Source organism: Paradesulfitobacterium aromaticivorans (genome assembly GCF_054657415.1).
Genome location: NZ_BAAHYT010000010.1, coordinates 464,798 through 490,885, shown reverse-complemented (window position 1 = coordinate 490,885; position 26,088 = coordinate 464,798). Strand labels below are relative to the sequence as shown.

Genomic DNA, 26,088 nt, shown 5'->3' with positions numbered 1-26,088 from the left:
AGGATTATTAGAATGCAATCAATTTTCCGCGGCAGACACTTTATCAACCTTGAAGATTTCACTAAAGAAGAAGTAGACACCATGTTGGAAGTTTCCCTGGACTTAAAGAAAAAATTTGCGATGGGAATTCCTACGCCGTACCTGCAGAACCAAACCATGTTCCTGATGTTCTTTGAGCAATCGACCCGGACAAGGAACTCGATGGAAGCAGGACTTGCTCAATTAGGCGGGCATGCCGGTTTCCTCGATTCCAGCAGCATGCAGATCGCCCATGGAGAAAGCGCTAAAGATACAGCGATTATCCTTTCCCGCTTCGGCCACGGGATCGCTGCCCGCTATTGCAACTGGGGCATCGGCAACAAGTATCTTAATGAGATGGCTAAGTGGTCCACGGCACCGATCATGAATCTGCAATGTGATCTCTATCATCCATTCCAAGCCTTGGCTGATCTCATGACGATGAAAGAGAAAATCGGGGATCTGAAACGGGTGAAAGTCTCAATTATATGGGCTTATGCCGAGAGCCACAAGAAACCTATTTCCGTACCCGTATCCCAAGTGCTGCTCTTCCCGCGCTATGGCATGGATGTCGTGCTCGCGCATCCGAAAGGTTGGGAGCTTCCCGATTGGGTCATTGAGCAAGCGCAAGCTAACGCTGCCAAATACGGCGGCACCGTGACCGTTACCAACAATGAACAAGAAGCGTATGAAGGCGCTCACATCGTGATTCCGAAAAACTGGGGCAGCTGGGTCAACGACCAGACAGGAGCCACCACCGTAGGAGCTGCCACTGTGGTCGATGACAAGCTCAGAGCCCAGAAGTCCTGGAAGTGCACACAAGCCAAGATGGATTTGGCGGACAACAATGTGATGTACATGCATGCTCTGCCCGCTGACCGCAATAACGAAGTTGAAGACTCTGTCATCGACGGACCACATTCCATCATTTATGATGAGGCCGAAAACCGTCTGCATACAGCCAAAGCTGTGATGACCCTCTTAATGGGCGGAAGGTAAAGTACAGTCGTTCTAATGGCATAGCTATGGGATAAAAAGGTGGTGCAACTTGAGTAAACTTGCTGTCATAGCAATCGGTGGCAATTCCCTTATCCGTGACAACGAACACCAAAGTGTGGAGGATCAATATGCCGCAGTCTGTGAAACCGCTGAACACATTGTTGGGATGATTGAACAGGGCTATGAAGTCATTGTAACCCATGGCAACGGTCCCCAGGTCGGGTTCATCTTGCTCCGTTCGGAAATAGCCAGTGGTGTGGCCCATATGCACAGGGTTCCTCTGGTAAGTTGCGGCGCTGATACCCAAGGGGCGATTGGCTACCAGATCCAGCAGGCGCTGGACAATGAATTCAGGAAACGCGGCCTGCACAAATCTGCGGTTGCGATCGTGACCCAAGTGGTGGTGGATGCGAATGACCCGGCTTTTCAGAAGCCGAGTAAGCCTATCGGTTCGTTCTACAACGAAGAACAGACGGAAGTGCTTAAAAAAGAAAATCCTGATTGGGTAATGGTGAGTGACGCTGGCCGGGGCTATCGTCGGGTGGTTGCTTCCCCTCTGCCGCAGGAAATTGTGGAAAAAGAAGTAATCAGCACGTTAGTGCGGGACGGGTACTGTGTCATCGGCGTGGGCGGAGGCGGTATTCCCGTGGTTCGGGAAGCTGACGGCAGCCTCAGAGGGGTTGACGCCGTGATCGACAAGGACTTTGCCTCGAGTGCGCTTGCTTCCGAAATCAAGGCGGATGTTTTGATTATCTCGACCGGGGTGCCGAAAGTATACTTGAATTTCGGCAAACCGGAGGAGAAAGCACTGGATAGGGTAACCTTAGCCGAACTAAAACAGTATGTAGCAGAAAATCATTTCGCGCCGGGCAGCATGCTGCCCAAGATCCTGGCGGTGATCAATTTCCTGGAGAGGGGCGGCAAACAAGCCATTATCACCAACCCTGAATCTTTGGAAGATGCGGTCTCCGGAAAGACAGGTACGCATATTTACCCTTAACCGGCAGCGCGGAGATCCTTCCCTGGCGGAGGTGTCTCCGCGCTGTTTCGGCATATCAAATGCGTGAGGTTAAGCAGGTATTCAAAATTCAGTAGTCAGAATTCAGTAACGTGAATGTCCGGTGGACATTCACGCCATGAGGCCATTACTAAAAATTTAACTCATGGCCGAATGGATCTATTTCTTGCATTCCTTTAGGGTTTTAGTTATCCGTTCTTCTGGCTCCTGGCTCCTGACTCCTGACTCCTGAGTGCTACGCTGAAAATTAATACTGAATTTCATAATTAAGGAAGATGAATTATGGGAATAGTCTTGCGTGGAGGCACGGTTGTGACCGCAGCCGATTATTATCAGTCCGATGTCCGCATTGAAGGGGAAAAGGTTGTAGCTCTTGGCTCCGGCCTAGCCCAGCCCCAGGATCAAATTCTGAATGTCAAAGGTTGCTATTTGTTGCCGGGCGGGATTGATCCCCACACGCATTTTGACTTGCCGGTGGGTGAAACTGTGACGGCCGATGATTTCGCCAGCGGCACCAAGGCAGCTATACTCGGCGGGACAACTACGGTGATTGATTTTGCGACTCAATTTAAAGGGGAAACTCTGGCTCAGGCTTTTGCCACTTGGCAGCGGAAAGCCGCAGGGAAGTCTTATACAGATTATTCTTTTCATATGGCAATTACGGACTGGTCTGAAGAGATTGCCGCTGAAATGCCGGAGTTGGCGGACAAGCAAGGCGTAACGTCCTTTAAGTTATACATGGCCTACAAAAATGTGCTGCAAGTGGATGATGCCGTCTTGCTGCAAGCTTTGCGCCAGGCCAAAAACGCAGGCCTGCTGATTTCTCTCCATTGTGAAAACGGGGATATTGTGGAGGTCTTAATTAACAAAGCCCTGGCTCAGGGGCAGACGGCACCGTCTTATCATCCGTTGAGCAGACCGCCGGAGGCCGAGGAGGAAGCAACAGCCCGGGCTATCACTTTGGCGGAAATCGCCCAAGCTCCCCTTTATATCGTGCATCTTACCTGTGAGGGTGCGCTTAACGCGGTAGCTGAGGCTAAAAGGCGGGGTGTTCAGGTGTATGCGGAAACGTGTCCCCAGTATTTGGTGCTGGATGACAGCCGTTACCGTCTGGATGGATTTGAAGGGGCCAAGTACGTGATCTCTCCGCCCTTAAGAGCTGCGGCCAACCAAGAGGCCCTCTGGCACGGCTTAGACGCCGGTTTGATAAATACGGTGGCTACGGATCACTGTTCCTTTAATTTTAAAGGTCAAAAAGAGGCGGGTCTGGCCGATTTTAGCAAGATCCCGAATGGGATGCCGGGGGTGGAAAACCGGATGGGGTTAATGTACACCTATGGTGTAGTCCCCGGGAAGATTAGCTTAAATCGAATGGTTGCCTTAACGGCCACTGAACCGGCTAAGCTTTTCGGGCTTTTTCCGCGCAAGGGTACCATCGCCCCGGGCAGTGACGCCGACCTGGTGGTATGGGATCCCAGTATAAACTGGGTGATTTCTACCCAGGCTCAGGCCCATAATGTCGATTACACCCCATATGAGGGATTCCCGCAGATCGGCAAGGCACGGCATGTGTTCTTGCGCGGGCGCCAAGTCGTCGCCAACGGGCAGTTAGCTACCGGACATCCGGGAGGGAATTATCTTTCCCGTAAGCCATTTCAGCCTAGAAAGGTGGGAGAAGATGTTTTCACTAGAAGTTAACGGGAACCTCTACACAGCAGCAGAAGATATGAACCTTTTAGAATTTTTACGCGACCACCTGCACATTACCTCCCTCAAAAACGGCTGTGGGGAAGGGGCGTGCGGAGCCTGCACCATTCTGGTGGATGGCAAGAAAATGCGGGCGTGCGTGCTTACTGTCTCTAAAGCTGTCGGCAAAAAGCTGGTGACGGTGGAAGGCTTGTCAGAGCCTGAACAAGAAGCATATACCTGGGCCTTCGCCGAAGCCGGGGCCGTGCAATGCGGTTTCTGTATTCCGGGAATGGTCATAAGTGCCAAAGGGCTGTTGGATACTAACCTTAACCCAACAAACCAGGATATTAAGGAAGCAATCCGCGGGAATATTTGCCGCTGCACCGGCTATGTGAAGATTGAGAAAGCCATTCAGATGGCGGCTCAGGTTCTGCGCGGAGAACTTAAGCCCAAAACGACTGCTTCCGCCGGGATCGGGAGCAGCTTAGCGCGCGTTGATGCGCAGGCCAAAACCCTGGGTACAGGGCAATATGTGGATGACATGTATCTGGACAAGATGTTGTACGGCGCTGTTTTGCGCACACCATCTCCCAGAGCGTTGATTAAAGGGATCGATGTAAGTGCGGCCCAGGCTTATCCGGGAGTGGAGGCGGTCCTGACGGCCGCGGACGTGCCGGGTGAGCGCTACTGGGGGCATATCTTCCATGACTGGCCTGCGTTGGTGGCAGTGGGGGAAGAGACCCGCTATATCGGGGATGCCTTGGTGCTGGTAGCTGCCCACACCAAGAAGCAAGCGCGCGCTGCTTTAGCTCTAATAAAAGTGGAGTACGCAGAACTTGAGCCCATAACTACCCCGGCAGCCGCTCTGGCTGAAGGAGCCCCGCACATCCATCCCAAAGGGAATCTTTTGAGTACAACCAAGGTTAAACGGGGCAACGTGGATGAAGTCTTGGCCGCGTCGGCGCATGTAGTCACCAACCACTTCAGCACACCGCCGACCGAGCATGCTTTTATGGAGCCGGAGAGTGCGCTGGCGGTGCCCCAGGAAGATGGCGGAATTACCGTGTACGTTGCCGATCAAAGTGTATATGATGATCAGCACGGGATCATGGCAATCCTGGGCCTGCCGGCGGACAAAGTGCGCGTGGTAAGCAAGCTTGTCGGTGGCGGGTTTGGCGGGAAAGAAGATTTAAGCGTCCAGCACCATGCTGCACTCTTGGCGATGAAGACCCACAAGCCGGTGAAACTTACCTTGACCAGGCAGGAAAGCATCCTGGTTCATCCCAAACGGCACGCCATGGAAATAGAGCTTAGCACGGGTTGTGATGCCAATGGGAAAATCACCGCCATCAAGGCCAGAATTGTGGCTGACACCGGCGCTTATGCGTCCTTGGGCTCGGCGGTACTGGAAAGGGCTTGTACGCATGTCGGCGGGCCGTACCATGTACCGAATGCCGATATCCTTGGCCAGTGTGTCTACACCAACAATCCTCCTGCGGGGGCTTTTAGGGGCTTTGGCGTACCCCAGGCTGCATTTGCGTGTGAACTGAACCTAGACCAGTTGGCTGCGAAGGTGGGACTTTCCCCCTGGGAGATCCGTTTACGCAATGCCTTGGAACACGGTTTGACGATGGCTACCGGGCAGATTGCGGATGAGGGCACTGCCATCAAAGAAACGTTGTTGGCTGTACGCGAAGTTTATGAGTCCCATCCTTATGCAGGGATTGCCTGCGCTTTGAAAAATACCGGTATCGGCGTGGGACTTCCGGATATAGGCCGCGTCAACCTCAAGATCGCAAGCGGCAAAGTCTTAGTTTTAACAAGCGCCGCTTGTATCGGCCAGGGTTTGGCCACAATCCTCACTCAGATTGTGCATGAAGCGACCGGCCTTGAACCGGAGCTGATCGAAGTGGCTTCTCCGGACACTTTCCTGACCCCGAATGCGGGCACAACCACGGCTTCACGCCAGACTCTATTCACGGGAGAAGCGGCGCGCCAAGCGGCGCTCAAGCTGCAGCAGGCTCTGGATCAGGCAACGCTTAGCGAACTTGAGGGCCAGGAATTTTACGGCGAGTACTTCGGCAAGACCGACCCGCTGAGTTCGGATAAGCTGAACCCGGTTAACCATGTGGCCTTCAGTTATGCTACCCAGGTGGTGCTCTTAAACGAAGCCGGCAAGGTCGAGAAAGTCGTGGCAGCCCATGACATCGGGCGCGCCATTAACCCGAAAGCGATTGAAGGGCAGGTCGAGGGCGGGGTTGCCATGGGCCTTGGGTATGCCTTGCGCGAGGATTTCCCCTTGGACAAAGGGGTGCCCAAGGTCAAGTACGGAACTCTGGGGCTCTTCCGCTCCACAGATATGCCGGAGGTGGAAACGATTCTGATCGAGAAAAACCCGTCCTCGCTTGCTTACGGTGCTAAAGGGATCGGAGAAATATCTACGATTCCAGTGGCCCCGGCTGTGGCTGCGGCCTATTACAAATACGATGGCAAAACACGGTTTAGCCTGCCGTTGGAAGGTACAGCTTACCGAAAATAATGGTGAGGCCATTGGCTAAATCTAAGAGAAGGGGATAAGACATGTTTGATGGAGTTAACAAGTTAAGAGAGCTTGACCCGGTAATTAGCACCCTCATTGACCAAGAGTTGGAGCGGCAGCGCCACAAAATTGAACTGATCGCCTCGGAGAACTTTGTCAGCCCCGCTGTGATGGCAGCTCAAGGGACAATTTTGACCAACAAATATGCCGAAGGATACCCCGGCAAACGCTATTACGGCGGGTGTGAATTCGTTGACCAGATTGAAGAATTAGCCAGAACTAGGGCCAAGGAGCTTTTCCAGGCGGAGCATGCCAATGTCCAGCCCCATTCCGGCGCTCAGGCCAACACGGCTGTCTATTTTGCCATGGTGAACCCCGGAGATACGATTTTAGGCATGAACTTAGCGCACGGAGGGCACCTGACGCATGGAAGTCCGGTCAATATTTCCGGGAAATACTTTAACTTTATTCCTTACGGTGTCAGCCGCGCAACCGGGACGATTGACTATGATGAAGTTGAACAATTGGCAATTGCCCACAAGCCGCGTATGATCGTAGCCGGAGCCAGCGCCTATCCACGGATGATTGATTTCCCCCGTTTCCGGGAAATTGCGGATAAGGTAGGAGCTTTATTTATGGTGGATATGGCCCACATCGCCGGGCTCGTGGCCACCGGTCTCCATCCGTCTCCGGTGCCTTACGCTGATTTTGTCACAACGACAACCCACAAAACTTTGCGCGGGCCGCGCGGAGGAATGATTCTGTGCCGCGGGCAATATGCAAGTGCGATTGATAAAGCGATTTTCCCCGGTATCCAGGGCGGGCCGCTGGAGCATGTAATCGCCGCCAAAGCCGTTGCACTTAAAGAAGCGTTCCAGCCTGAGTTTGCTGAGTACCAGCAGAATGTGGTCAAGAATGCCAGGGAGCTTGCCCAAGCACTTATGGGGTATGGCTTTGAACTTACTTCCGGGGGTACGGACAACCATTTAATGCTCGTGGATTTGCGCAGTAAAGGGCTTACCGGCAGAGAAGCCGAACACCGGCTGGATGAGATCGGGATCACGGTGAATAAAAATGCTGTACCCTTTGACACGGAAAGCCCATTTGTGACCAGCGGCATTCGCATCGGCACACCTGCGGTTACCACCCGGGGGTTTGATGCTGAGGCGATGAAGGAAGTCGCCGCGATTATCAACCTCGTTCTAACTGAGGATACAGAAGATAATAGGTACGCTGAAGCCCGTGCACGCGTGCAGCAGCTGAGTGCCCGCTTTCCGCTGTATGCGGGGTAAGTGTGCCCACTGTATACCCGCTCTAAGTCCTCACGAAAGGTGATTGCTAAAGTGTGAATTTGGTTTCAAGTAAAGATAAAAAAAGCGGGCTTTTCATGCCGAAAGAGTCTAGCTCAGAAGCGCAAGGTTAAATTTTATTCCTTGTGCTTTCTGTATAGTTAGGTCCCGGCCTTTGGCCTTTATTTATAATTGTCTCCTTCTTGCTTCTCTATTTATTTTTGAGTAAACTATACAAAAAGCCTCAAAGTTAAGGATATCAAAAAAGTCAGGGGCTGGTAGAATTATGAATAAGACCTATTCTCTTCTGAATTCCATGCTGCAAGCCAATCAAGCAGGTGCTGTGGGGACGGTCATCAGCGGTCATCCTGAGCTTTGCCTCCCAGGCACAAAGTTTGTGGCAGATCATGAAGGACATGATCTCCTGCAAGAAATGGATTCCGAGCTTTTTCTGAGGTTTCAGGAAGGAATTGCTGATGTTATTAAAGCTCGGACGACCAAGGTAATAGAGACCGTTTGGCATGATGCCACGATTCGGGTCTTCATCGACCCGATCGTTCCCCAGGCGCATTTGCTCATTTTGGGCGGAGGGCATATTGCCTTGCCTTTGGTCTCTCTGGGCAAGCTTCTAGGGTATCAAGTGACTGTAATCGATGATCGCCTGTCTTTTGCCAACCCAGGGCGCTTCCCCCAGGCTGACCACGTGATCTGCGAGGACTTTCGGCGGGCCATTCGGAACCAGATGATTGACTTAAGTACCTATGTAATCGTAGTGACGCGCGGCCACCGTCATGACCGGACATGCCTGGAAGAGATTTTTGCCAAGCCTGCGGCAGCTTATACCGGAATGATAGGGAGTAGGCGCAAGATCGCAGCTTTGTTTGAGGAATTGCGGGCAAGCGGCTGGGAGGAAGACATGCTTAACAACGTCTACACCCCGATTGGCCTCGACATCGGGGCTCAGACTCCGGAAGAGATTGCCGTCAGCATCATAGCTGAAATTATCATGGTCAACCGTCAAGGGTACAGTCTGGGACTGAAAATAAAAAAGGAGGGGAAGAGCGGTGGACAGTAAAGTTGTAGAAGCTATTTTGCGGTTGGATCAAGGAGAAGAGGCCGCTTTAGCCACGATCGTCGCCACGAAAGGCTCGACCCCCAGGAAATCGGGTGCCCAGGTGCTCTTTTATCGTGACGGTCGTACGGCAGGGACAATTGGCGGGGGCTGCGGGGAGTCGGAAGTCCGCCAGCATGCTTTTCAGGCGCTCAATACCAAAAAGTCTACCCTTGTGCAAGTAAACCTTACCCATGATGTTGCGGAAGAGGACGGGATGGTTTGCGGCGGGATCATGGAGGTTTTTGTTGAGCCGGTGCAGGGGAAATATGAGCAAAACAGGCAGTAATTGAGCTTGATACCAAGTTGTCTGAAGCTGAGACTGCGGCATTCGTTGATGTTATTTTATTGTAAGATTCTTTGAACTATATGTTCCGATGGACAGGGCACGTTGAGACTGTGGTAGAGCTATATAAGTATATAATGCATGAACCGCCAGGGCGTTATATTAAAAACGCTCTGGCTTTCTTCTTGGATTAATTTTTCTATTTTGGCACAGGGGGGTTACAGGAATGCTTGAACTTCAAAACGGATTTATGCATTCCTGAAAATCCCATGATCGATAAGCAAGGTATATTGATGCAGATGGTTTATGCAGAAACATCGAAGTGACTTCTGTATGAGGGGGGCTCTAAATGTGTATGATCGTACCCACCAGTATTGCAGCCGGTGCGGAGTAAAGACAGAAAATAAAATAGATGAAAGGGCTGAAATTGTTGATTAACGGCTTGTCTCGCTTTATAATTTAGTGTAGTTTTTGCTGTTTTGAAGTACGGCCTTTTTATTTTTAAATTACACAATATCTTTTGTTGTGTTGGTAGAACGGGAGGAAAGAGAAAATGCCCATCACGGAAATACTATCGCGCAATGCCGAGATGTATGGACAGGAAACATGCCTGACTGAGATTAATTTGGATCTCCAGGAAAGTCATAAGGTCACCTGGCGTGAGTATGAACTGATTGAAAACAACCCGGCAGGTGAATACCGACGGGAAATGACCTGGCGTGTTTTTGACGAGAAAGCAAATCGACTGGCCAATTTACTGCTGAAGAGGGGAATAAAAAAAGGGGATAAGGTCGCTATTCTTTTAATGAATTGCCTGGAGTGGCTGCCGATTTATTTTGGAATATTAAAAACCGGCGCTATCGCAGTACCATTAAACTTTCGCTACACGGCGGAGGAAATAAAATATTGTTTAGGTTTATCCGAAACCATTGCCTTGATTTTCGGGCCTGAATTTATCGGCCGGGTGGAAACGATTTATGATCAGATACCTAAAGTGAAGACACTTTTTTTTGCAGGAGAAAACCGTCCTACTTTTGCTGAAAGCTATGACCGCCTTACTGCCAATTGTTCTTCTGAAGCCCCGCAGATTAAACTTGCGGACGAAGATGATGCGGCAGTATATTTCTCCTCGGGGACTACGGGATTTCCAAAAGCAATTTTGCATACGCACAGAAGCCTGATGTCGGCATGTGATACGGAAAATAAACACCACGGTCAAAAGCATGAAGATAATTTTTTATGCATTCCGCCGCTTTACCATACCGGCGCCAAGATGCATTGGTTCGGCAGTTTGCTGTCGGGGAGCAAAGCCGTATTGCTTCGCGGAGTTAAGCCTGAATGGATACTCAAAACAGTTTCTGAAGAAAAAATTACCATTGTCTGGCTTTTGGTTCCCTGGGCACAGGACATTCTGGATGCCATTGAAAGAGGAGATCTGAAGCTGGAAGATTATGATCTTTCCCAGTGGAGGCTGATGCATATCGGTGCCCAGCCAGTTCCCCCCAGCTTAATTCATCGCTGGAAAAAGTATTTTCCCGACCATCTTTATGATACGAACTATGGTCTGAGCGAATCTATCGGTCCCGGATGTGTCCATTTAGGTACTGAGAATATTCATAAAGTCGGCGCTATCGGAATACCGGGTCACAATTGGGAAGTCAAGATTACCGACGAGAATGGATGCTTTGTATCTCAGGGACAGGTTGGGGAATTGGTTGTCAAGGGACCGGGTGTGATGAAATGCTACTACAACGACCCGGAAGCGACTGCGGCAGTAATCAAGGATGGCTGGTTATTTACCGGGGATATGGCCCGGATGGATGAAGATGGTTTTATTTATTTGGTTGACCGGAAAAAAGATGTGATTATCAGCGGTGGAGAGAACTTATATCCGGTACAAATTGAAGATTTTCTCCGTGCGCATACTTCAATTAAGGATGTAGCAGTCATTGGATTGCCGGATAAGCGTCTTGGTGAAATAGCGGCTGCTATCATAGAACTAAAATCGGGCTGCAAGTGTACTGAAGAAGAAATAAAAACATTTTGCGCTCCAATGCCGCGTTACAAACATCCGAGAAATATTATTTTTGATAAAGTCCCGCGTAATCCCACCGGCAAGATTGAAAAACCGCGTTTAAGGGAAAAATACGGCGCAATAAGTTTAGTGGCGGCTCAAACGGAAAGATGAAATCTGCAAATGTTTAGAAAAGGCGATAGAAAAAAGAGGCGAAATAATTGATTAACCCGTATTTATGGATCTTGAGCATGGGTCATCTGATTGTCGATTTGGCTCAGGGGGTCCTTCCTATCTTAACGCCCTTACTGGTGGAAAGTTTTCATCTCAGCTACTTTCAAGTCGGTACGATTGCGTTGGCATTTACCTTCAGTTCGGCCATTATCCAGCCGGTTTTCGGGGTGTTAAGCGACCGTTATAGCATGCCCTGGTTAATGCCTCTGGGGCTCTTCCTTTCTGGTTTTGGTTTGGCACTGACTGGTATAGTTAACTCTTACGCATTACTGTTGCTTGCGGTACTATTGAGCGGTATCGGGGTGGCGGGATACCACCCGGAAGGGTCTAAAGTGGCCCATTTTGCCAGCGAGGAGAGCAAGGCCGGGTCCTCGATGGCGGTTTTTTCGGTGGGAGGAAATCTCGGCTTTGGACTTGGCCCCATGCTAGCCATGTTTGTACTGAGCTTTGCCAACCTGGGCTCAATTCAGGGTGTAATGATTCCGGGAGTATTGGCTGCTCTGGTCTTTATGTTTTTGTTGCCCAAATTTAAGAAAATTCTAGCGGAACACTCGACCAAACAAAAAAAGAATACAGAACAAACCGCCAGTAGCGGCGATAGGATAGGAAGCTTAATACTCTTGATACTGTTTGTAACCGTAAGATCATGGATACATTCCGGTCTGGTTTATTTCATTCCCTTTTATTTTCCCGGTTTTAAAGGTATTGCTGAACCTGAATATCTGGTGAGTACGTTTTTAATTGCCGGGGCAGTAGGCACGGTTTTGGGCGGGCCTTTTGCCGACCGTTTCGGCGGGCGGAACGGCCTGTTGGCTTCTATGGTCGTTTCCCTAATCACGGTCTACCCGTTTCTGCACTTAAACGGCACTTGGATCCCCGTTTTAGCTTTTATTGTCGGCGCGTCACTAATCTCAACTTTTTCCACCACCGTGGTTTTTGGGCAAAGGCTTTTACCTCATAACATCGGGCTGGCTTCGGGGCTGTTGCTCGGTTTTGCAATCGGTATGGGTTCTATCGGGGTAACATTACTTGGAGCAATCGCTGACCACATGGGCTTGCCCTTTACCATGAACATTATCAGCCTGCTTCCGGTACTTGGGATTGTACTCGCCTTTACCCTACCGGATGTCAGAGCCAGGGGATCCGTTACCAAGCCGGGAAAAGCCTTGCAGCAACATGCTTAAAATATAGCCACCATCCATCTCCGAATAAGGATTGAAAAAGTTGGTCATTCCCCAACGCTTAGAGCTTTCTAAAATATCTTGCAGGAATGGATCTCGAAATCGAGATCAAAAAAAGACCAGAGTCAGGACGAGTGCCTTTACCAGTGAATACCCTTTTTTGGGCGGATTATGAAAGAACATTCCATATTTTTCGAAGCTGGTTTTGTAGCAAAAGATGCCGCATTTGCGCCACAGGCAGATATGTTTAAGTCACAATTTGCCGAAGTCTTACAGGAGGCTGTAATGCTGGCAAACGGGGAAATGAAGAGCCGGATGCGGGAATACCGCAAGTCCGGTTCTGTGAGGGGTGCGGGCCGTGAAGCCAGTATCTACTCGACCTTCCCGGAATATGTCGATAAGAATGCTTTCAATTCCAATAAATGGGAAATGATATATAGTAATGATGCCGCAACCCGCTTCCGGGTATGAATAAGCAACTATGCTCTCCCGCGTTGACTTCAACTTCAGGAGGGCGTTTTATTTGTACCGGTTGTATTTTATGTTAAAATAACATGAGTAGGAAGGTGGTAATGTGGCGGGAAAAGTAGTTAAGTCATGGAAAATATGGATAGCGATTGGGATAGGATTATTTTTGTTGGGAATCTTGATTCCTTATTGGATAAAGCCTCAACTTTTGGGATTGGATCAATTACTCCAAACGATGAACCATAAAACAGACGGAAACGCAGTAATGATTAATGCCTTTCTCATTGTGTCAATTAATACCATCATCGCCACTCCCCAGTTTCTCAGTGTGGTGATGTTGGGAGATGGGATGGCAGATGCTTTCAATCGTTCCGGATTGAAAACCATAATCCCCCTGATTATCGTGCCGCTCGCTTATGTTATTGTTAATAAAATGACGCCATTAAACTATAGTTTTGGGGCCACAGATATCTTTCTTTGGCTTACGATCGTGGTCATCCAGAAATTAAGTAAAAACAAATTAAATATGGGAATGAAACTGCTGGTTTTGTCCCAACTAATTTTTGGTGTTACTTGGTTAAATCAAGTCCCTTATTTAACTCCTTATGGTTTTGGACAAGGTTCCTTATCAATTAAGGTTAAACAGGCGGCGATTCAAATCGGATTTGGTCAGGTTCTAGCGCTTTATGCGAATGTATTGTTCTTTATCTTTGTAGCCAGTGCCATCACATTATGGATTTACTTTATTTTATACACGGAGAAGTGGGCCATTTCACAGGACCTGCATCGTGCTCAGCTTGAAGCCCAGGAATCTCGTTCAGGACGTGAAGTTCTCCATCTTGTCCACGATCTTAAGACTCCGCTAGCTGCAATCGAAGGACTGGTTTCATTGATCGAGATACGATGGCCGGATCCTAAGATGCAAGAATACTGTCAAACCATCTATGGTTCTATTCATTCGATGAGCAAAATGATTTCAGAAATTTTGTATGAGGATCGCAAGGACTGGTGTAAACTGAAGGAACTAATCGATTATGTTCGGGCTAGTCGTCTAAGTGGCACGAATTTAGCGGTGGATATTGAAATGGAGGGAGAACCCCAAGCGAGTCTTTATATTAATAAAATCAGGGTGACCAGAGCGATCATAAATTTGATTGACAACGCGTTGGATGCTATTCAAGAACGGGAGAATGGAAGAGTTGTCTTGCGCGCAAAAGCGTTGACAAATGAAGTAAAATTAGAGGTAGAAGACAACGGATGCGGTATCTCGGAAGATAAGGTAAAAAAAATCTGGAAAGCCGGATACAGTACGAAAAACCATCCTGGTGTTGGACTGGCTTTTGTACGACAGGTTGCGGAAGGACACGGAGGATCCGTTAATTTAGAAAGTGAAGTGGGGCGGGGAACCATGGTCTGGATAACTCTGCCACTTGGAGAAAGCTCATGAAAATTTTAATTATGGATGATGATCACTCTCTTCGCTATATGTTAAGTGAAATATTTACGTTTGTCGGTTGGAATCCCGTAGCCTATCCTAATGGAAGAGAGGGAATTAAGGGGTTCCTCAACCATGGAGCGGATATCATTTTAGTGGATTATCATATGCCCGAAACTGATGGACTAGAGACGGTTCGACTGATTCGGGAACAAGATCAGCAGGTACCTATTCTTGTACTTACCGTTGACGAAAGGCAGGAAATTGCCGATCGTTTTCTAGATGAAGGAGCCACGGATTTTGCGCTTAAACCTGTCAAAGCACCGGATTTAATTGCTCGCGTTCAATTGCATAAACGGTTGCTGGATATGACGAAAACTGTTCAAGCAACCCCAAAAATTCAATACGAAGTGTTTGTAACCAAAGGAATTAGCAAATCAACCCTATCCTATATAGAACGATATCTAGCAGCTTCTCGGCAACCTTCCACAGTAGAGGAGATTTCGCAAGAATTAGGGCTAGCCACTCCTACCGTTTATCGATACCTGACCTATCTTGTTCTAAATGGCAAGGTTCAGCCTATACCTAGTTATCAAAAAATGGGAAGACCGAAAAATCGGTATCATTGGATTCGAGTCGAGCCTTCAACCCCCTAGGGACATCCCTGGGGATTTTCTTTAGATTGAACTGTCAAAAAGCATCTACTTTTTCTCATTTTTATTTCTTTAGTTTGGTCTAAGCTTCTTGCTATAATTAAGCTGAAAATTATGGTAAAAATGAGGGGGATGTTAGATGGCTATCTCAAAAAGGCTAATTGCCGGAATTACAACTACATTGCTACTTAGCACTCTGCTTACGGGGTGTGGTGGAAGCACTGCCACATCAAGTAGTGCAGGGAATTCCAACCAGGTATTAAGAATGACTTTGCTCGCAGAACCACAGGCTCTGGATACCTCAAAAGCTTCGGCTGCCGTATCGTTTGATATTCTTAATCAGGTGGAAGAAGGTCTCTATCGTTTAGGTAAAAACGGGGAGCCCGTACCGGCTTTAGCGGCTTCGATGCCCGAGATTTCAAACGAAGGAAAAACTTATACCATTAAACTGCGTGATAACATTAAATGGTCCGATGGTTCCGCAGTGACAGCCAAAGATTTCGAATATGCGTGGAAGCGTACTTTGGATCCGAACACCAAAGCGGATTATGCCTTTATGGTTGCTTGGATTAAAGGCGGAGAAGCTTATATGACCGGGAAGGGAAGCGCTGACCAAGTCCAGGTTAAAGCAAGCGACGATAAAACGCTCACTTTCACGTTGGAAAATCCGGTTCCTTTTATGACCGCTCAACTTGCGTTCCCGGTCTTCTTCCCACAAAAACAAGAATTTGTTGAGAAACAGGGCGATAAGTACGCGACCGATGCCGATAAGTTATTGTTCAATGGTCCGTTCAAGTTAACAAAATGGGATCATGAACAAAGTCTGACACTCGTTAAAAACGAAAACTATTGGGATAAAGACAAAGTAAAACTGAATGAAGTCGTTGTGCAAATCGCATCGAATAATAATACATTAGCCAACTTATACCAATCAAATGCCATCGACGTGGCACGCATTACGCGTGACCAAGTGGATCAATGGAAAGGAAAGCCGGATTATGTAGTTCAGCCCCAACTTTATATTACCTATGTCGAGATGAATCAAGATGTTCCAGTACTCAAAAACGAGAAAGTCCGTAAAGCTCTGGGGTTAGCAATTGATCGTGAAAGTTTGGTAGATATTGTATTCCACGATGGCAGCAAATCGCCCACCGGATTTGTACCGTTTGGGACAATGGGCGGCGACAATAAAGAATTCCGCGCTACTGCCGGAGACGTGCTGCCAAAATATGAACCTGCCCAAGCTAAAACATTGTTAACCGAAGGGTTAAAGGAAGTGGGATTAACCTCGTTCCCGAACTTAAAATTCACAGGTGATGATACAGAAGATGGGAAAAAGGCCATGGAATTTATCCAAGGACAATGGAAACAAAATCTTGGAATTGATGTCACGGTGGAGGCGCTTCCACATAAACTACGGATTGACCGCGGACAAAAACATCAATTTGACCTGTTGTTATTTAACTGGGGAGCGGATTATAATGAGCCGATGACTTTCCTGGATGTGCATGAATCGACATCTTCTTTTAACGAAAGTCAATTTAATGATCCGGAATACGATCAATTGATCAAAAAAGCAAGAGCGGAATCAGACGCTGCGAAACGAAATCAATATTTGGTAGAAGCAGAAAAGATTTTGGTCAATAAAATGCCGGTTGCTCCCGTAAACTTCCGTGCCTATTCCTATTTGGTCCGACCGAATGCCAAAAATATTATATTCTTCCCTTATGGTTCGGAGTGGGATCTTAAAGAAGCATTTATCGAATAGTTTGGATCACGAAGGATCTAAGATATGGAAGATAGAGGGGTTCCGTCCGGAGCCCCTTCCTTTTTAATTTATGGGAGGTGCGATGAATGGGCCGTTTTATCCTTCGGCGTTTAATCTACATGTTGATCACGTTCTGGATGATTGTTACCGTGACCTTTGTGCTCATGCATAATTTACCAGGAGATCCGTTCGCAAATTCCGAGAAACTTACTACGGAACAAAGGGCGTTATTGGCCAAACAATATGGTTTGGATCAGCCGCTTTCCGTTCAATACAAAGACTATCTCATTAATGTAGTACAAGGGGACTTAGGAGTATCTTTTGCTTATCCGACCACTAAGGTTACTGACGTTATAAAACGGTCTTTTCCGGCGTCCGCTGAACTTGGGATCGAATCGATTATTTTTTCTGTTGTGGTTGGGTTGATTCTGGGAATTACCGCATCTCTAAAACACAATAAATCCTGGGATTATACAGCGATGTTTATCGCCATTGTCGGTGTATCCATTCCGTCTTTTGTCCTTGGACCCCTTTTGCAATATCTTATTGGAGTCAAATGGGGAATTTTACCCGCCGGTCTTTGGGATGGCCCAGCCAATCGAATTTTGCCTGCATTGACCTTGTCCTTTATGACGATTGCCATAACGGCGAGGATGATGCGTACTTCTATGCTTGATGTCATTAATTCGGATTATATTAAAACGGCCCGTTCGAAAGGATTGTCCCAGTTCTTCGTTATCGTTAAACACACCTTGCGTAATGCTATTCTGCCGGTTATAACGATCCTGGGACCGATTGCGGTCAATGTTATTACGGGAACTCTGGTGGTGGAACAGATCTTTGCTGTACCCGGTTTAGGAAAATACTTTGTGCAAGCTGTCTATTCTAACGATTACACTTTAATTATGGGTTTAACCATCTTTTACAGCCTCCTGCTTATCGTCGTTATTTTCTTAACAGATATTGCTTACGGATTTATTGATCCTCGAATTCGTTTAGCGAAAGGGAGGAATTAGAAAATGCAGGAAATTGGAAATAACCTGTTTGATCCCGTTGCCAAACAGGTTACTCAGGAAGAAAAACTTACTCGACCGTCCATCACCTATTGGCAAGATGCCTGGCGTCGGCTGAAGAAGAACAAGTTTGCGATGGCCGGGTTTGTATTTTTGATAGGCATAACATTATTGGCAATTATCGGTCCTTTTTTACAAAAATATGGGTATGAAGTGCAAAATCTGCAAGCGAGAAATATGATGCCGAATGGCTTTCACTGGTTTGGGACCGACGAATTCGGACGGGATCTTTGGGTCCGGGTCTGGTGGGGAACGCGTATTTCGTTGTTCATTGGGATTATGGCTGCCCTCATGGACTTATTTATTGGAGTTCTTTATGGTGGAATTTCTGCCTATTACGGCGGGAAAATTGACAATATTATGCAACGATTTATTGAAATAGTTTACTCTATTCCGTATTTGTTAATTACTATTTTATTAATTGTGATGATGGGAGCGGGGATTTGGACGATTGTGCTCGCTTACGGCATAACCGGTTGGATTTCAATGGCGCGTCTGGTCCGGGGGCAAATCCTCTCCTTGAAGGAACATGAATACGTGTTAGCCGCAACTTCTTTGGGAGCGGGCCCTTGGCGCATCATCACAAAACATTTAATCCCGAACGCTCTTGGCTTAATCATCATTCAGATTACCTTTACGATTCCCCAAGCTATTTTTACTGAAGCCTTTCTTTCCTTTCTCGGGCTCGGAGTCAAGGTTCCCCTGGCTTCGTTAGGAATGCTTCTTTCGGACGGGGTTGGTTCCATGCGGTTCTATCCATGGAGATTGTTTTTCCCTGCTTTGGTTTTTTCGTTGATGATGTTATCGTTTAACCTTCTGGGAGACGGTTTGCGCGATGCGCTAGATCCGAAATTGAGAAAATAAAGGACAAAAGTCTCCGGTACGATACTGTCCGGTACGATACTGTCCGGTGGACAGTATCGCCGAAGCCGCAGGCTCTTAAAGATAACTTGCCGGCTGAGGATACAGTATCGCCGAAGCCGCAGGCTCTTAAAGATAACTTGCCGGCTGAGGATACAATATCGCCGAAGGCGCTACTTCTAAGGAACGCTACCGCCTGAGGATAGACTTTTGCCGAAATTGCTCGCTCTCAAAGAATAGCTAATCAATTGAGGAGGTGTTCGTGTGAAAAATATTCTGGAAGTGAAAGATCTTAAAGTCTCTTTTCATACGTATGCGGGAGAAGTTCAGGCTGTTCGCGGTGTTTCCTTTGGATTGAAGAAAGGGGAAGTCTTGGCCATTGTAGGGGAATCCGGGTGCGGAAAATCGGTTACCTCCCAAACCATAATGCGTTTAATTCCGAGCCCTCCTTCGGTTATTAAAGGAGGTTCAATTCTCTTTGACGAAAAGATCGATCTGCTTCAACTCACCCCGAAAGAAATGGAATCAATTCGCGGTTCTGAAATTGGGATGATCTTTCAGGATCCGATGACATCCTTAAATCCAACCATGACTATTGGCAAGCAAATTACCGAAGGGTTAGTCAAACATCAAGGACTCACGCAAGAAAAAGCGCAAAAACAAGCTATCGAACTACTTACGTTGGTAGGTATTCCACATCCGGAAACCCGGATCAAACAATATCCGCATGAATTTTCGGGCGGGATGCGTCAACGGGTGATGATTGCGATTTCGCTTGCCTGTCGTCCGAAATTATTGATTGCTGATGAGCCCACTACCGCTCTAGATGTAACCATTCAAGCTCAAATCATTGATTTGTTGAAGGACTTACAAGAGAAAATAGGATCTTCCATCATTATGATTACGCATAATTTGGGAGTCGTTGCCGAGATTGCCCAACGGGTGGCGGTCATGTATGCCGGAAAAATAGTGGAACAGGGAACTGTGGATGACATTTTCTATCGTTCACGGCATCCCTACACCAAGGGGCTTTTACATTCCGTCCTCCGTCTTGATGATGAGGAAAAGGGTGAACTGGTTCCGATTGAAGGAATGCCGCCGGATTTGTTAGCCCCTCCGGCAGGATGTGCTTTTGCTGCACGGTGTCCGTACGCTTTAAACATTTGTTTAAAGGAGGATCCGCAACCTCAAATTATACAAGGTGAACACAGTGCAGCTTGTTGGTTAATGGACAAGCGCGTGAAAAAAGCGGATATTCGTTAAAGATAAGGAGGGAACACCGTGGCTGATCCTATTTTGGAAGTTCGTAATTTGAAAAAGTATTTTCACGTCACGAATGGCGTCTTGAAAGCTGTGGACAATGTCAGTTTATCCATTCAACGGGGAGAAACATTTGGATTAGTTGGGGAATCGGGATGCGGAAAATCAACCATGGGACGTACGATTTTACGCTTATATGGTACAACTGAGGGACAGGTTCTTTTTAATGGAGAGAATGTTCATCAGTTGAAAGGAAAAAAATTAAAGAAATTTAATCGCGAAATGCAAATGGTGTTTCAAGACCCTTATGCTTCGCTAAATCCGCGGATGACTGTCGGAGATATCATTGCCGAAGGGATCGATATTCATGGATTGTATAGTGGAGCGAAGCGGCGGGATCGGATCGCAGAGTTGCTGCAAACAGTCGGCCTTCCCGAACAACATGCTTCCCGTTTCCCACATGAATTTTCCGGAGGACAAAGGCAACGAATTGGAATTGCGCGTGCCCTTGCGATTGAACCCGAATTTATCATTGCAGATGAGCCGGTCTCGGCCTTGGATGTTTCCATTCAAGCCCAGGTCATTAATTTGTTTAAGCGTCTGCAACAAGAAAAAGAGCTGACCTATTTGTTTATTGCTCATGATTTAGCGATGGTCAAGCACATTTCTGATCGGATTGGGGTGATGTATTTAGGATCATTGGTTGAAGTCGCCAAGTCCAATGTTTTATATCACAAACCGCTTCATCCATATACCAAAGCCTTATTATCTGCAATTCCAATTCCCGACCCTGAAGTGGAACGGAAACGGGAGCGAATTATTTTGGAAGGGGATGTCCCTTCTCCAATCAATCCCCCAAGCGGTTGTCGCTTTTTTGCTCGGTGTCCAAAAGTCATGCCGGAATGCCAACTTAATACTCCGCCTTGGATTAAAGTTGAAGAAGATCATTATGTATCCTGCCATTTATATAAGTAGAGCGGCTCCTATCGGCAGATTCGATTTTCGAAAGAGGAGAGGGGAAAGGCTCGGTACCGGGTGGATTAAACATCATTTGAAAAATAATATTGAATGTCAAAGGGTAGTTGATATACTGAGCATATAAACTTTTATGGAGAATACAATTTTGACCTGAAAAAATATCTTAACTGGATAAGCTAAGGCCACTTAATTTAATTAATTGCTACTATTTCCAAAAACAAAAAAACATACAATTTTCCCATATTAGTGGAATTATTGCTTGGAAAAAAGTGAGAGAGAGCGACGCTGGTGCTAGGCCCAATCCGTTGTTCTCTCTATTTTCTATACATTTTGTTGATCCCTGTCTTGTTCTAGATAGGACTTGTATTCTTTTCTCTCCTGAATTTTTTGCCACAGTATTACCAGAGTATCTCAGTTTAGTGTCAGTTGTCCATATGTTTTCACAAGGAACAAGCACTTATAGTAAACAGCATGGCTTCCGTGAGCCCATCGAGCCTAACGGCTCTCTGCCCTTACGGAACATGGAAAGATAATAATGAAGTCTGTTTTTTTGTTGTGGGCAATTCGCTTAAGTTTTCTGGCGAATTGGTGTACAATAATACCTAGACTATATTTTTATTGGCTAAAAGCCCCTTGTGAGTACGATTTAACTTTTAGTACGCTCTTAACAATAGATGAAAGGAAGAAATGCATGAAACTTTGGGGAGGACGTTTCGAAAAGACGACCGATGCGCTGGTGGAAGACTTTCACTCCTCGATCTCTTTTGACCGGCGTCTCTATAAGCAGGATATTCAGGGAAGTATCGCCCATGCGCGCATGTTAGGCAAGATCGGGGTCTTAAAATCAGAAGAAGCGGACACGATTATTAAAGCACTCGGGGAGATTCTGGACGATATTCGTGCGGGCAGGATCGAATTCGAGATTGGCGCGGAAGACATACATATGAATGTCGAAAAGATCCTGACTGAGAGAATCGGCGCGGTGGGCAAGAAGCTTCATACTGCCCGCAGCCGCAATGACCAGGTCGCTTTAGACCTGCGCCTTTTTCTGAGGGAGGAAATAGATCAGAGCCAAGATTTGCTGGCAGCCTTAATCCGGACACTCCTTAAAGTGGCAGAGGAACACCTGGAGACGTGGATGCCGGGATATACGCATTTGCAAAAAGCCCAGCCCCTAACTTTGTCCCATCACCTCCTGGCCTATGTCCAGATGTTTATAAGGGATTTGGGGCGTCTGAAAGACACGCGCAAGCGCCTGAACTTTTCCCCTCTTGGCTCCGGAGCCCTGGCCGGGACGACCTTTCCCCTGGACAGGGAGATGGTGGCTGAGGAACTGGGGTTTGACGGGATCACCCTTAACAGTCTTGACGGAGTCAGCGACCGGGATTTTGCGCTTGAGTTTTTGGGGGCGGCAGCGATAGCTATGATGCATTTAAGCCGCCTGTGCGAGGAATTGGTCCTGTGGTCGAGTGGAGAATTTCAGTTTGTAATCATGGATGACGGCTACTCTACCGGCTCAAGCATTATGCCGCAGAAGAAGAACCCGGATGTGGCGGAATTAGTAAGAGGGAAGACAGGCAGGGTGTACGGGGATCTAATGGCTCTTCTCACCGTAATGAAAGGTTTGCCTCTCGCTTATAACAAAGACATGCAGGAGGACAAAGAGCGGGTATTTGACGCGGTGGATACGTTGCAGAAGTCCCTGCTGGTAGTGGAAGGCATGCTCAGTACGATGCAGGTTAGGCAGGACATCATGGCCCAAGGGGCTAAAGGCGGCTTTACCAATGCGACTGATTTGGCGGATTATCTGGCGAAAAAAGGAGTCCCGTTTAGAGAAGCCCACGAAATAATCGGGCGGATCGTCTTACACTGCACGAAGCGCGGGCTTGGACTCGAAGATTTAACCTTGGCTGAGTATCGTGACTTTTCTTCCGCGTTCGCAGAAGATTTGTTTGCTGAGATTAAGCTTGAGCAGTGTGTGCGTGCCCGTAAGGTTCCGGGAGGTCCTGCACCAGAGGTGGTAGCGAAGGCTATTACGCAGAGCAAGGCGGAGCTTAAAAAACTTTTGGGGTGAGGACATCGCGAATGTCGTTTTTAGGAGAAACGGGCTAAAATTTCGTTGTCAATTTAGAGCTTATACTATTAATACCGGTATGGGGTTTGAGAAGTCAGCCAAATCCAGCTTATAAGCGGCTTCTGGCGGTGGTTATCCACAAAGGCATACGAAAAACTGTGAATACTGTGGATAAAAGTGTGGATTAAGGCGAAAAAACCAAGGATAACCCCTGGATAACCTGTGGATAACACAGGGACAAGTCTTAAATAAATGGCGAAATGACGCGAAAGAGGTAAATGAAAAATTACTATTTTCAGGGTGGGTTACCTAGAAAACCTTTGGGAAGAAAAGGGGATATATTGATGCAGAATCTGTCGATGCTCACTGATCTCTACCAGTTGACCATGACTCAAGGGTATATGGAAAACGGCTGTCAGGATAAAGTGTCCGTGTTTGATTTATTCTTTCGCACCCTGCCGCAAGGGAGTGGATATGCGGTGGTTGCCGGTTTGGAGCAAGTGGTCGAATATGTTGAAAACCTGAGGTTTAGTGAAGGAGATCTTGAATACTTAAGAGGATTAGGTATTTTCCGCGAAAGCTTTCTCAAGGCTTTAAAGGATTTTCGTTTTAGCGGAGATATTGACGCGATTCCCGAAGGGACTCCGGTCTTTCCACACGAACCCCTGATCAGGGTAAAAGCCCGCATTTTTGAAGCTCAGCTGTTAGAGACAACGCTCTTAAACCTCGTAAATTTCGAAACATTGATCGCCACCAAAGCATCAAGGGTCGTGGCGGCAGCGGGCGGGGGCAAGGTGATGGAGTTTGGGTTACGGCGCGCTCAGGGTCCGGATGCCGGAGTGCTTGGGGCACGGGCGTCTTTTGTAGGGGGCTGTCAGGCTACTTCGAATGTCCTGGCTGGACGGCGCTTCGGCATCCCGGTGGCCGGGACCATGGCCCACAGTTGGGTCCAGTGTTTTCCGTCTGAATTGGAAGCCTTCCGCGCGTATGCCCGGTCTTTTCCGGACCAGTGTTTGCTTTTGGTAGATACATATAATGTCTTAAAGTCGGGGGTGCCCAATGCCATCAAAGTTGGTTTGGAGCTTGAGCAGGAAGGGCATCATTTTATAGGGATAAGGATTGACAGCGGGGATCTGGCCTATCTTTCACGTGAGGCCAGGAAGCTGCTCAACGATGCAGGCCTGACCCAAGCGATTATCGTGGGTTCAAACGACCTTGACGAGGAGACAATTTGGGCCATCCGGGCTCAAGGAGCAGCGATTGATACCTGGGGTGTGGGCACGCATCTGATTACTTCGAAAGAATCTCCTGCTCTTGGCGGGGTCTATAAGCTGGCGGCTGAAGGAGAAGAAGGGAAGCTGGAGCCGCGCCTTAAAGTATCGGAGAACATCACCAAAATCACGAATCCTGGCGTGAAGAAAGTCGTCCGTTTCTACAACCGGTATGGCAAAGCCATGGCAGACTTGATTGCGCTTGAGGATGAGAGCTTCGAACAGGAACAGGAACTCACAATTTTTGACCCGATTCAGACCTGGAAGCGCAAGACTTTAAAAAATTTTCATACTCGCGAACTTTTGGTGCCGGTATTCAGGCGGGGAAAACGAGTGTACGACTTGCCTAGCCTGCTGCAAATCCAGGAGTATGCCCGGCAGGAGATGAACACCTTATGGGACGAAGTCAAACGTCTGACTAATCCGCATCATTACATCGTGGATTTATCTTCGAAGTTATTCGAGCTTAAGCAAAACCTTTTGTTAGAAGTGCATACTAAAGTTGAGGTTTATGAAAAAGGGGGAGTAAAGGATGTGGAGTGAACAAGAACTGGAGAAGCGGATTGCCACGGCAGTCGCGTGGCTGCGGGATCAAACAGCTGCAGCTGGGAGTAAAGGCTTAGTCATAGGGATTTCGGGAGGAGTAGACTCAGCCGTGGTCGCAGGGCTGTGCCAGCGGGCGTTTCCGGATAACTCTATCGGAGTTATTATGCCGAGCCATTCCAACCCGGAGGATCGGGAAGACGCGTTATTGGTAGCGCGTACATTTGACTTGCCTGCACTCGAGATTGACCTGGGCGAACCCCATACGCGTATTATCGGACAAGTTGAGACAGAACTGGACAGCTTTGGGCATCATCCTGACCTTAAGCGTCTGAGCCAAGGCAACCTTAAGGCACGCTTGCGTATGTCCACGCTGTATGCGGTTGCCAATGCCCTCAATTATTTAGTCGTGGGCACGGACAATGCGCCCGAAAGCTATACCGGGTATTTTACCAAATACGGGGATGGCGGGGTCGACTTGCTCCCGCTCAGCTCACTGACCAAGACAGAAGTGCGGGCCTGGGCCGTAGCTCTGGGCCTTCCGGATAAAATTGCTAACCGGGTGCCGACGGCGGGGCTATGGCCGGGACAGACGGATGAGGGGGAGATGGGAATTACCTATGATCTAATCGACCGGTATTTGCTCGGACAAGAGGTTCCGACCGAGGGTAAAGCGAAAATCGAAGCCCTGCACCGCCAGAGCGAACACAAACGGCATCTGCCGCCATCTTTAGACCTGCCGCAGCTTGCGAGGTTGGATTAATGCGGATAGGGGTCGATATTGACGGCGTGATCTGCGACAGTTACCCTCTCTGGCTGCAGGAGTTAAATAGGCACTATCAAAAAAATATTACGGCCATCACAGACTATGAAATGCATCTCCTCTTCGATGTGCCGTGGGATGATATGAATGACTTCTTCGTTAAAAATGTTGAGACTTTGCTCGGGCTGCCGCAGCCTGTCAAAGGTGCCAAAGAGGGAATCGAGAGCTTAATCCGGGAAGGATATGAGATTATTTATATCACGGCCCGGACTCCGGCGGAAAAAGAAGTTACCTTGAGCTGGTTTCGCAAACATGAGATTCCTTTTGAGCATGTGCTATTTACCGGGTTCAAGAGCAAAGTTGATCTGGTCAAGCAGTGGGACATGAAAGTGTTTGTCGAGGATTACATGAAAAATGCCAGGGCTATAGCCATGGCTGGGGTGCCGGTATTACTGCTTGACGCCAGCTACAACCGGGAAGAGGCTGCTGCCGGGGTGACGCGCTGCCGTAATTGGGAAGAGATTTTGGCAGGAATTCGGGGGTTAAAATGAAAAAGCCGTATA

Annotated in this window: 22 protein-coding genes; all 22 read left to right on the top strand. The window is 47.9% G+C overall.

The window, feature by feature from the left end:
• The first annotated feature begins 12 nt into the window (after positions 1-12).
• Positions 13-1,017 (top strand): ornithine carbamoyltransferase, encoded by a 1,005-nt coding sequence (locus ACYQ2N_RS07835; RefSeq protein WP_459998628.1) that lies wholly within the window; start codon positions 13-15, stop codon positions 1,015-1,017.
• A gap of 49 nt (positions 1,018-1,066) precedes the next feature.
• Entirely contained in the window at positions 1,067-2,017 is a 951-nt protein-coding gene (arcC, locus tag ACYQ2N_RS07830) for a carbamate kinase (protein ID WP_459998627.1), read from the top strand.
• Between the two features lie 300 nt (positions 2,018-2,317).
• Complete coding sequence (gene hydA / locus ACYQ2N_RS07825; protein WP_459998626.1) at positions 2,318-3,733, top strand: dihydropyrimidinase; 1,416 nt, start codon at positions 2,318-2,320, stop codon at positions 3,731-3,733.
• On the top strand, positions 3,714-6,263 hold the full coding sequence (xdh, locus tag ACYQ2N_RS07820) for a selenium-dependent xanthine dehydrogenase (protein ID WP_459998623.1): 2,550 nt from the start codon (positions 3,714-3,716) through the stop codon (positions 6,261-6,263). Before hydA ends, xdh begins: the two co-directional genes overlap by 20 nt.
• 41 nt (positions 6,264-6,304) lie before the next feature.
• Entirely contained in the window at positions 6,305-7,555 is a 1,251-nt protein-coding gene (locus tag ACYQ2N_RS07815; RefSeq protein ID WP_459998621.1) for a serine hydroxymethyltransferase, read from the top strand.
• 283 nt (positions 7,556-7,838) lie between these two features.
• Positions 7,839-8,627 carry an XdhC family protein gene (locus tag ACYQ2N_RS07810; protein ID WP_459998620.1) on the top strand — a complete coding sequence of 263 codons (789 nt, stop codon included), beginning with the start codon at positions 7,839-7,841 and terminating at the stop codon, positions 8,625-8,627.
• Entirely contained in the window at positions 8,617-8,952 is a 336-nt protein-coding gene (locus ACYQ2N_RS07805) for an XdhC family protein (protein ID WP_459998618.1), read from the top strand. Before ACYQ2N_RS07810 ends, ACYQ2N_RS07805 begins: the two co-directional genes overlap by 11 nt.
• Positions 8,953-9,255: 303 nt before the next feature.
• On the top strand, positions 9,256-9,387 hold the full coding sequence (locus tag ACYQ2N_RS07800; RefSeq protein ID WP_459998616.1) for an NADH pyrophosphatase zinc ribbon domain-containing protein: 132 nt from the start codon (positions 9,256-9,258) through the stop codon (positions 9,385-9,387).
• Between the two features lie 115 nt (positions 9,388-9,502).
• On the top strand, positions 9,503-11,137 hold the full coding sequence (locus tag ACYQ2N_RS07795; protein WP_459998615.1) for a class I adenylate-forming enzyme family protein: 1,635 nt from the start codon (positions 9,503-9,505) through the stop codon (positions 11,135-11,137).
• A gap of 47 nt (positions 11,138-11,184) precedes the next feature.
• Entirely contained in the window at positions 11,185-12,381 is a 1,197-nt protein-coding gene (locus tag ACYQ2N_RS07790; protein WP_459998614.1) for an MFS transporter, read from the top strand.
• Between the two features lie 147 nt (positions 12,382-12,528).
• Entirely contained in the window at positions 12,529-12,849 is a 321-nt protein-coding gene (locus tag ACYQ2N_RS07785; protein WP_460000487.1) for a DUF2935 domain-containing protein, read from the top strand.
• A gap of 103 nt (positions 12,850-12,952) precedes the next feature.
• Entirely contained in the window at positions 12,953-14,293 is a 1,341-nt protein-coding gene (locus ACYQ2N_RS07780) for a sensor histidine kinase (protein WP_459998613.1), read from the top strand.
• Positions 14,290-14,937, top strand: coding sequence for a response regulator (locus ACYQ2N_RS07775; RefSeq protein ID WP_459998612.1), 648 nt, complete (start codon positions 14,290-14,292; stop codon positions 14,935-14,937). The genes ACYQ2N_RS07780 and ACYQ2N_RS07775 overlap by 4 nt, the downstream gene beginning before the upstream one ends.
• A gap of 136 nt (positions 14,938-15,073) precedes the next feature.
• Positions 15,074-16,702: a peptide ABC transporter substrate-binding protein gene (locus tag ACYQ2N_RS07770; RefSeq protein ID WP_459998611.1), complete on the top strand. Its 1,629-nt coding sequence runs from the start codon at positions 15,074-15,076 to the stop codon at positions 16,700-16,702.
• Positions 16,703-16,788: 86 nt separating this feature from the next.
• Positions 16,789-17,718: an ABC transporter permease gene (locus tag ACYQ2N_RS07765; protein WP_459998610.1), complete on the top strand. Its 930-nt coding sequence runs from the start codon at positions 16,789-16,791 to the stop codon at positions 17,716-17,718.
• 3 nt (positions 17,719-17,721) lie between these two features.
• Complete coding sequence (locus ACYQ2N_RS07760; RefSeq protein ID WP_459998609.1) at positions 17,722-18,639, top strand: ABC transporter permease; 918 nt, start codon at positions 17,722-17,724, stop codon at positions 18,637-18,639.
• 261 nt (positions 18,640-18,900) lie between these two features.
• The gene (locus tag ACYQ2N_RS07755; RefSeq protein ID WP_459998607.1) at positions 18,901-19,899 is read left to right on the top strand and encodes an ABC transporter ATP-binding protein; all 999 of its coding nucleotides are present in this window, start codon (positions 18,901-18,903) and stop codon (positions 19,897-19,899) included.
• Positions 19,900-19,917: 18 nt separating this feature from the next.
• A complete protein-coding gene (locus ACYQ2N_RS07750) occupies positions 19,918-20,871 on the top strand; it encodes an ABC transporter ATP-binding protein (protein WP_459998606.1) in 954 nt (317 codons plus the stop codon).
• Between the two features lie 694 nt (positions 20,872-21,565).
• Entirely contained in the window at positions 21,566-22,948 is a 1,383-nt protein-coding gene (gene argH / locus ACYQ2N_RS07745; protein WP_459998605.1) for an argininosuccinate lyase, read from the top strand.
• A gap of 344 nt (positions 22,949-23,292) precedes the next feature.
• Positions 23,293-24,762 (top strand): nicotinate phosphoribosyltransferase, encoded by a 1,470-nt coding sequence (locus tag ACYQ2N_RS07740; protein ID WP_459998603.1) that lies wholly within the window; start codon positions 23,293-23,295, stop codon positions 24,760-24,762.
• A complete protein-coding gene (nadE, locus tag ACYQ2N_RS07735; protein ID WP_459998601.1) occupies positions 24,752-25,525 on the top strand; it encodes an NAD(+) synthase in 774 nt (257 codons plus the stop codon). The genes ACYQ2N_RS07740 and nadE overlap by 11 nt, the downstream gene beginning before the upstream one ends.
• A complete protein-coding gene (locus ACYQ2N_RS07730) occupies positions 25,525-26,076 on the top strand; it encodes a 5' nucleotidase, NT5C type (protein WP_459998600.1) in 552 nt (183 codons plus the stop codon). The genes nadE and ACYQ2N_RS07730 overlap by 1 nt, the downstream gene beginning before the upstream one ends.
• Positions 26,077-26,088 lie beyond the last annotated feature (12 nt).

What these genes read in the sequence shown, in the direction of transcription:
- ACYQ2N_RS07815 (WP_459998621.1), top strand. Translation starts at nt 6,305, where the DNA reads ATGTTTGATGGAGTTAACAAGTTAAGAGAGCTTGACCCGGTAATTAGC.
- ACYQ2N_RS07835 (WP_459998628.1), top strand. Translation starts at nt 13, where the DNA reads ATGCAATCAATTTTCCGCGGCAGACACTTTATCAACCTTGAAGATTTC.
- ACYQ2N_RS07810 (WP_459998620.1), top strand. Translation starts at nt 7,839, where the DNA reads ATGAATAAGACCTATTCTCTTCTGAATTCCATGCTGCAAGCCAATCAA.
- ACYQ2N_RS07760 (WP_459998609.1), top strand. Translation starts at nt 17,722, where the DNA reads ATGCAGGAAATTGGAAATAACCTGTTTGATCCCGTTGCCAAACAGGTT.
- hydA (WP_459998626.1), top strand. Translation starts at nt 2,318, where the DNA reads ATGGGAATAGTCTTGCGTGGAGGCACGGTTGTGACCGCAGCCGATTAT.
- ACYQ2N_RS07800 (WP_459998616.1), top strand. Translation starts at nt 9,256, where the DNA reads ATGCAGAAACATCGAAGTGACTTCTGTATGAGGGGGGCTCTAAATGTG.
- xdh (WP_459998623.1), top strand. Translation starts at nt 3,714, where the DNA reads ATGTTTTCACTAGAAGTTAACGGGAACCTCTACACAGCAGCAGAAGAT.
- ACYQ2N_RS07770 (WP_459998611.1), top strand. Translation starts at nt 15,074, where the DNA reads ATGGCTATCTCAAAAAGGCTAATTGCCGGAATTACAACTACATTGCTA.
- ACYQ2N_RS07795 (WP_459998615.1), top strand. Translation starts at nt 9,503, where the DNA reads ATGCCCATCACGGAAATACTATCGCGCAATGCCGAGATGTATGGACAG.
- ACYQ2N_RS07730 (WP_459998600.1), top strand. Translation starts at nt 25,525, where the DNA reads ATGCGGATAGGGGTCGATATTGACGGCGTGATCTGCGACAGTTACCCT.
- argH (WP_459998605.1), top strand. Translation starts at nt 21,566, where the DNA reads ATGAAACTTTGGGGAGGACGTTTCGAAAAGACGACCGATGCGCTGGTG.
- ACYQ2N_RS07775 (WP_459998612.1), top strand. Translation starts at nt 14,290, where the DNA reads ATGAAAATTTTAATTATGGATGATGATCACTCTCTTCGCTATATGTTA.
- nadE (WP_459998601.1), top strand. Translation starts at nt 24,752, where the DNA reads ATGTGGAGTGAACAAGAACTGGAGAAGCGGATTGCCACGGCAGTCGCG.
- ACYQ2N_RS07765 (WP_459998610.1), top strand. Translation starts at nt 16,789, where the DNA reads ATGGGCCGTTTTATCCTTCGGCGTTTAATCTACATGTTGATCACGTTC.
- ACYQ2N_RS07740 (WP_459998603.1), top strand. Translation starts at nt 23,293, where the DNA reads ATGCAGAATCTGTCGATGCTCACTGATCTCTACCAGTTGACCATGACT.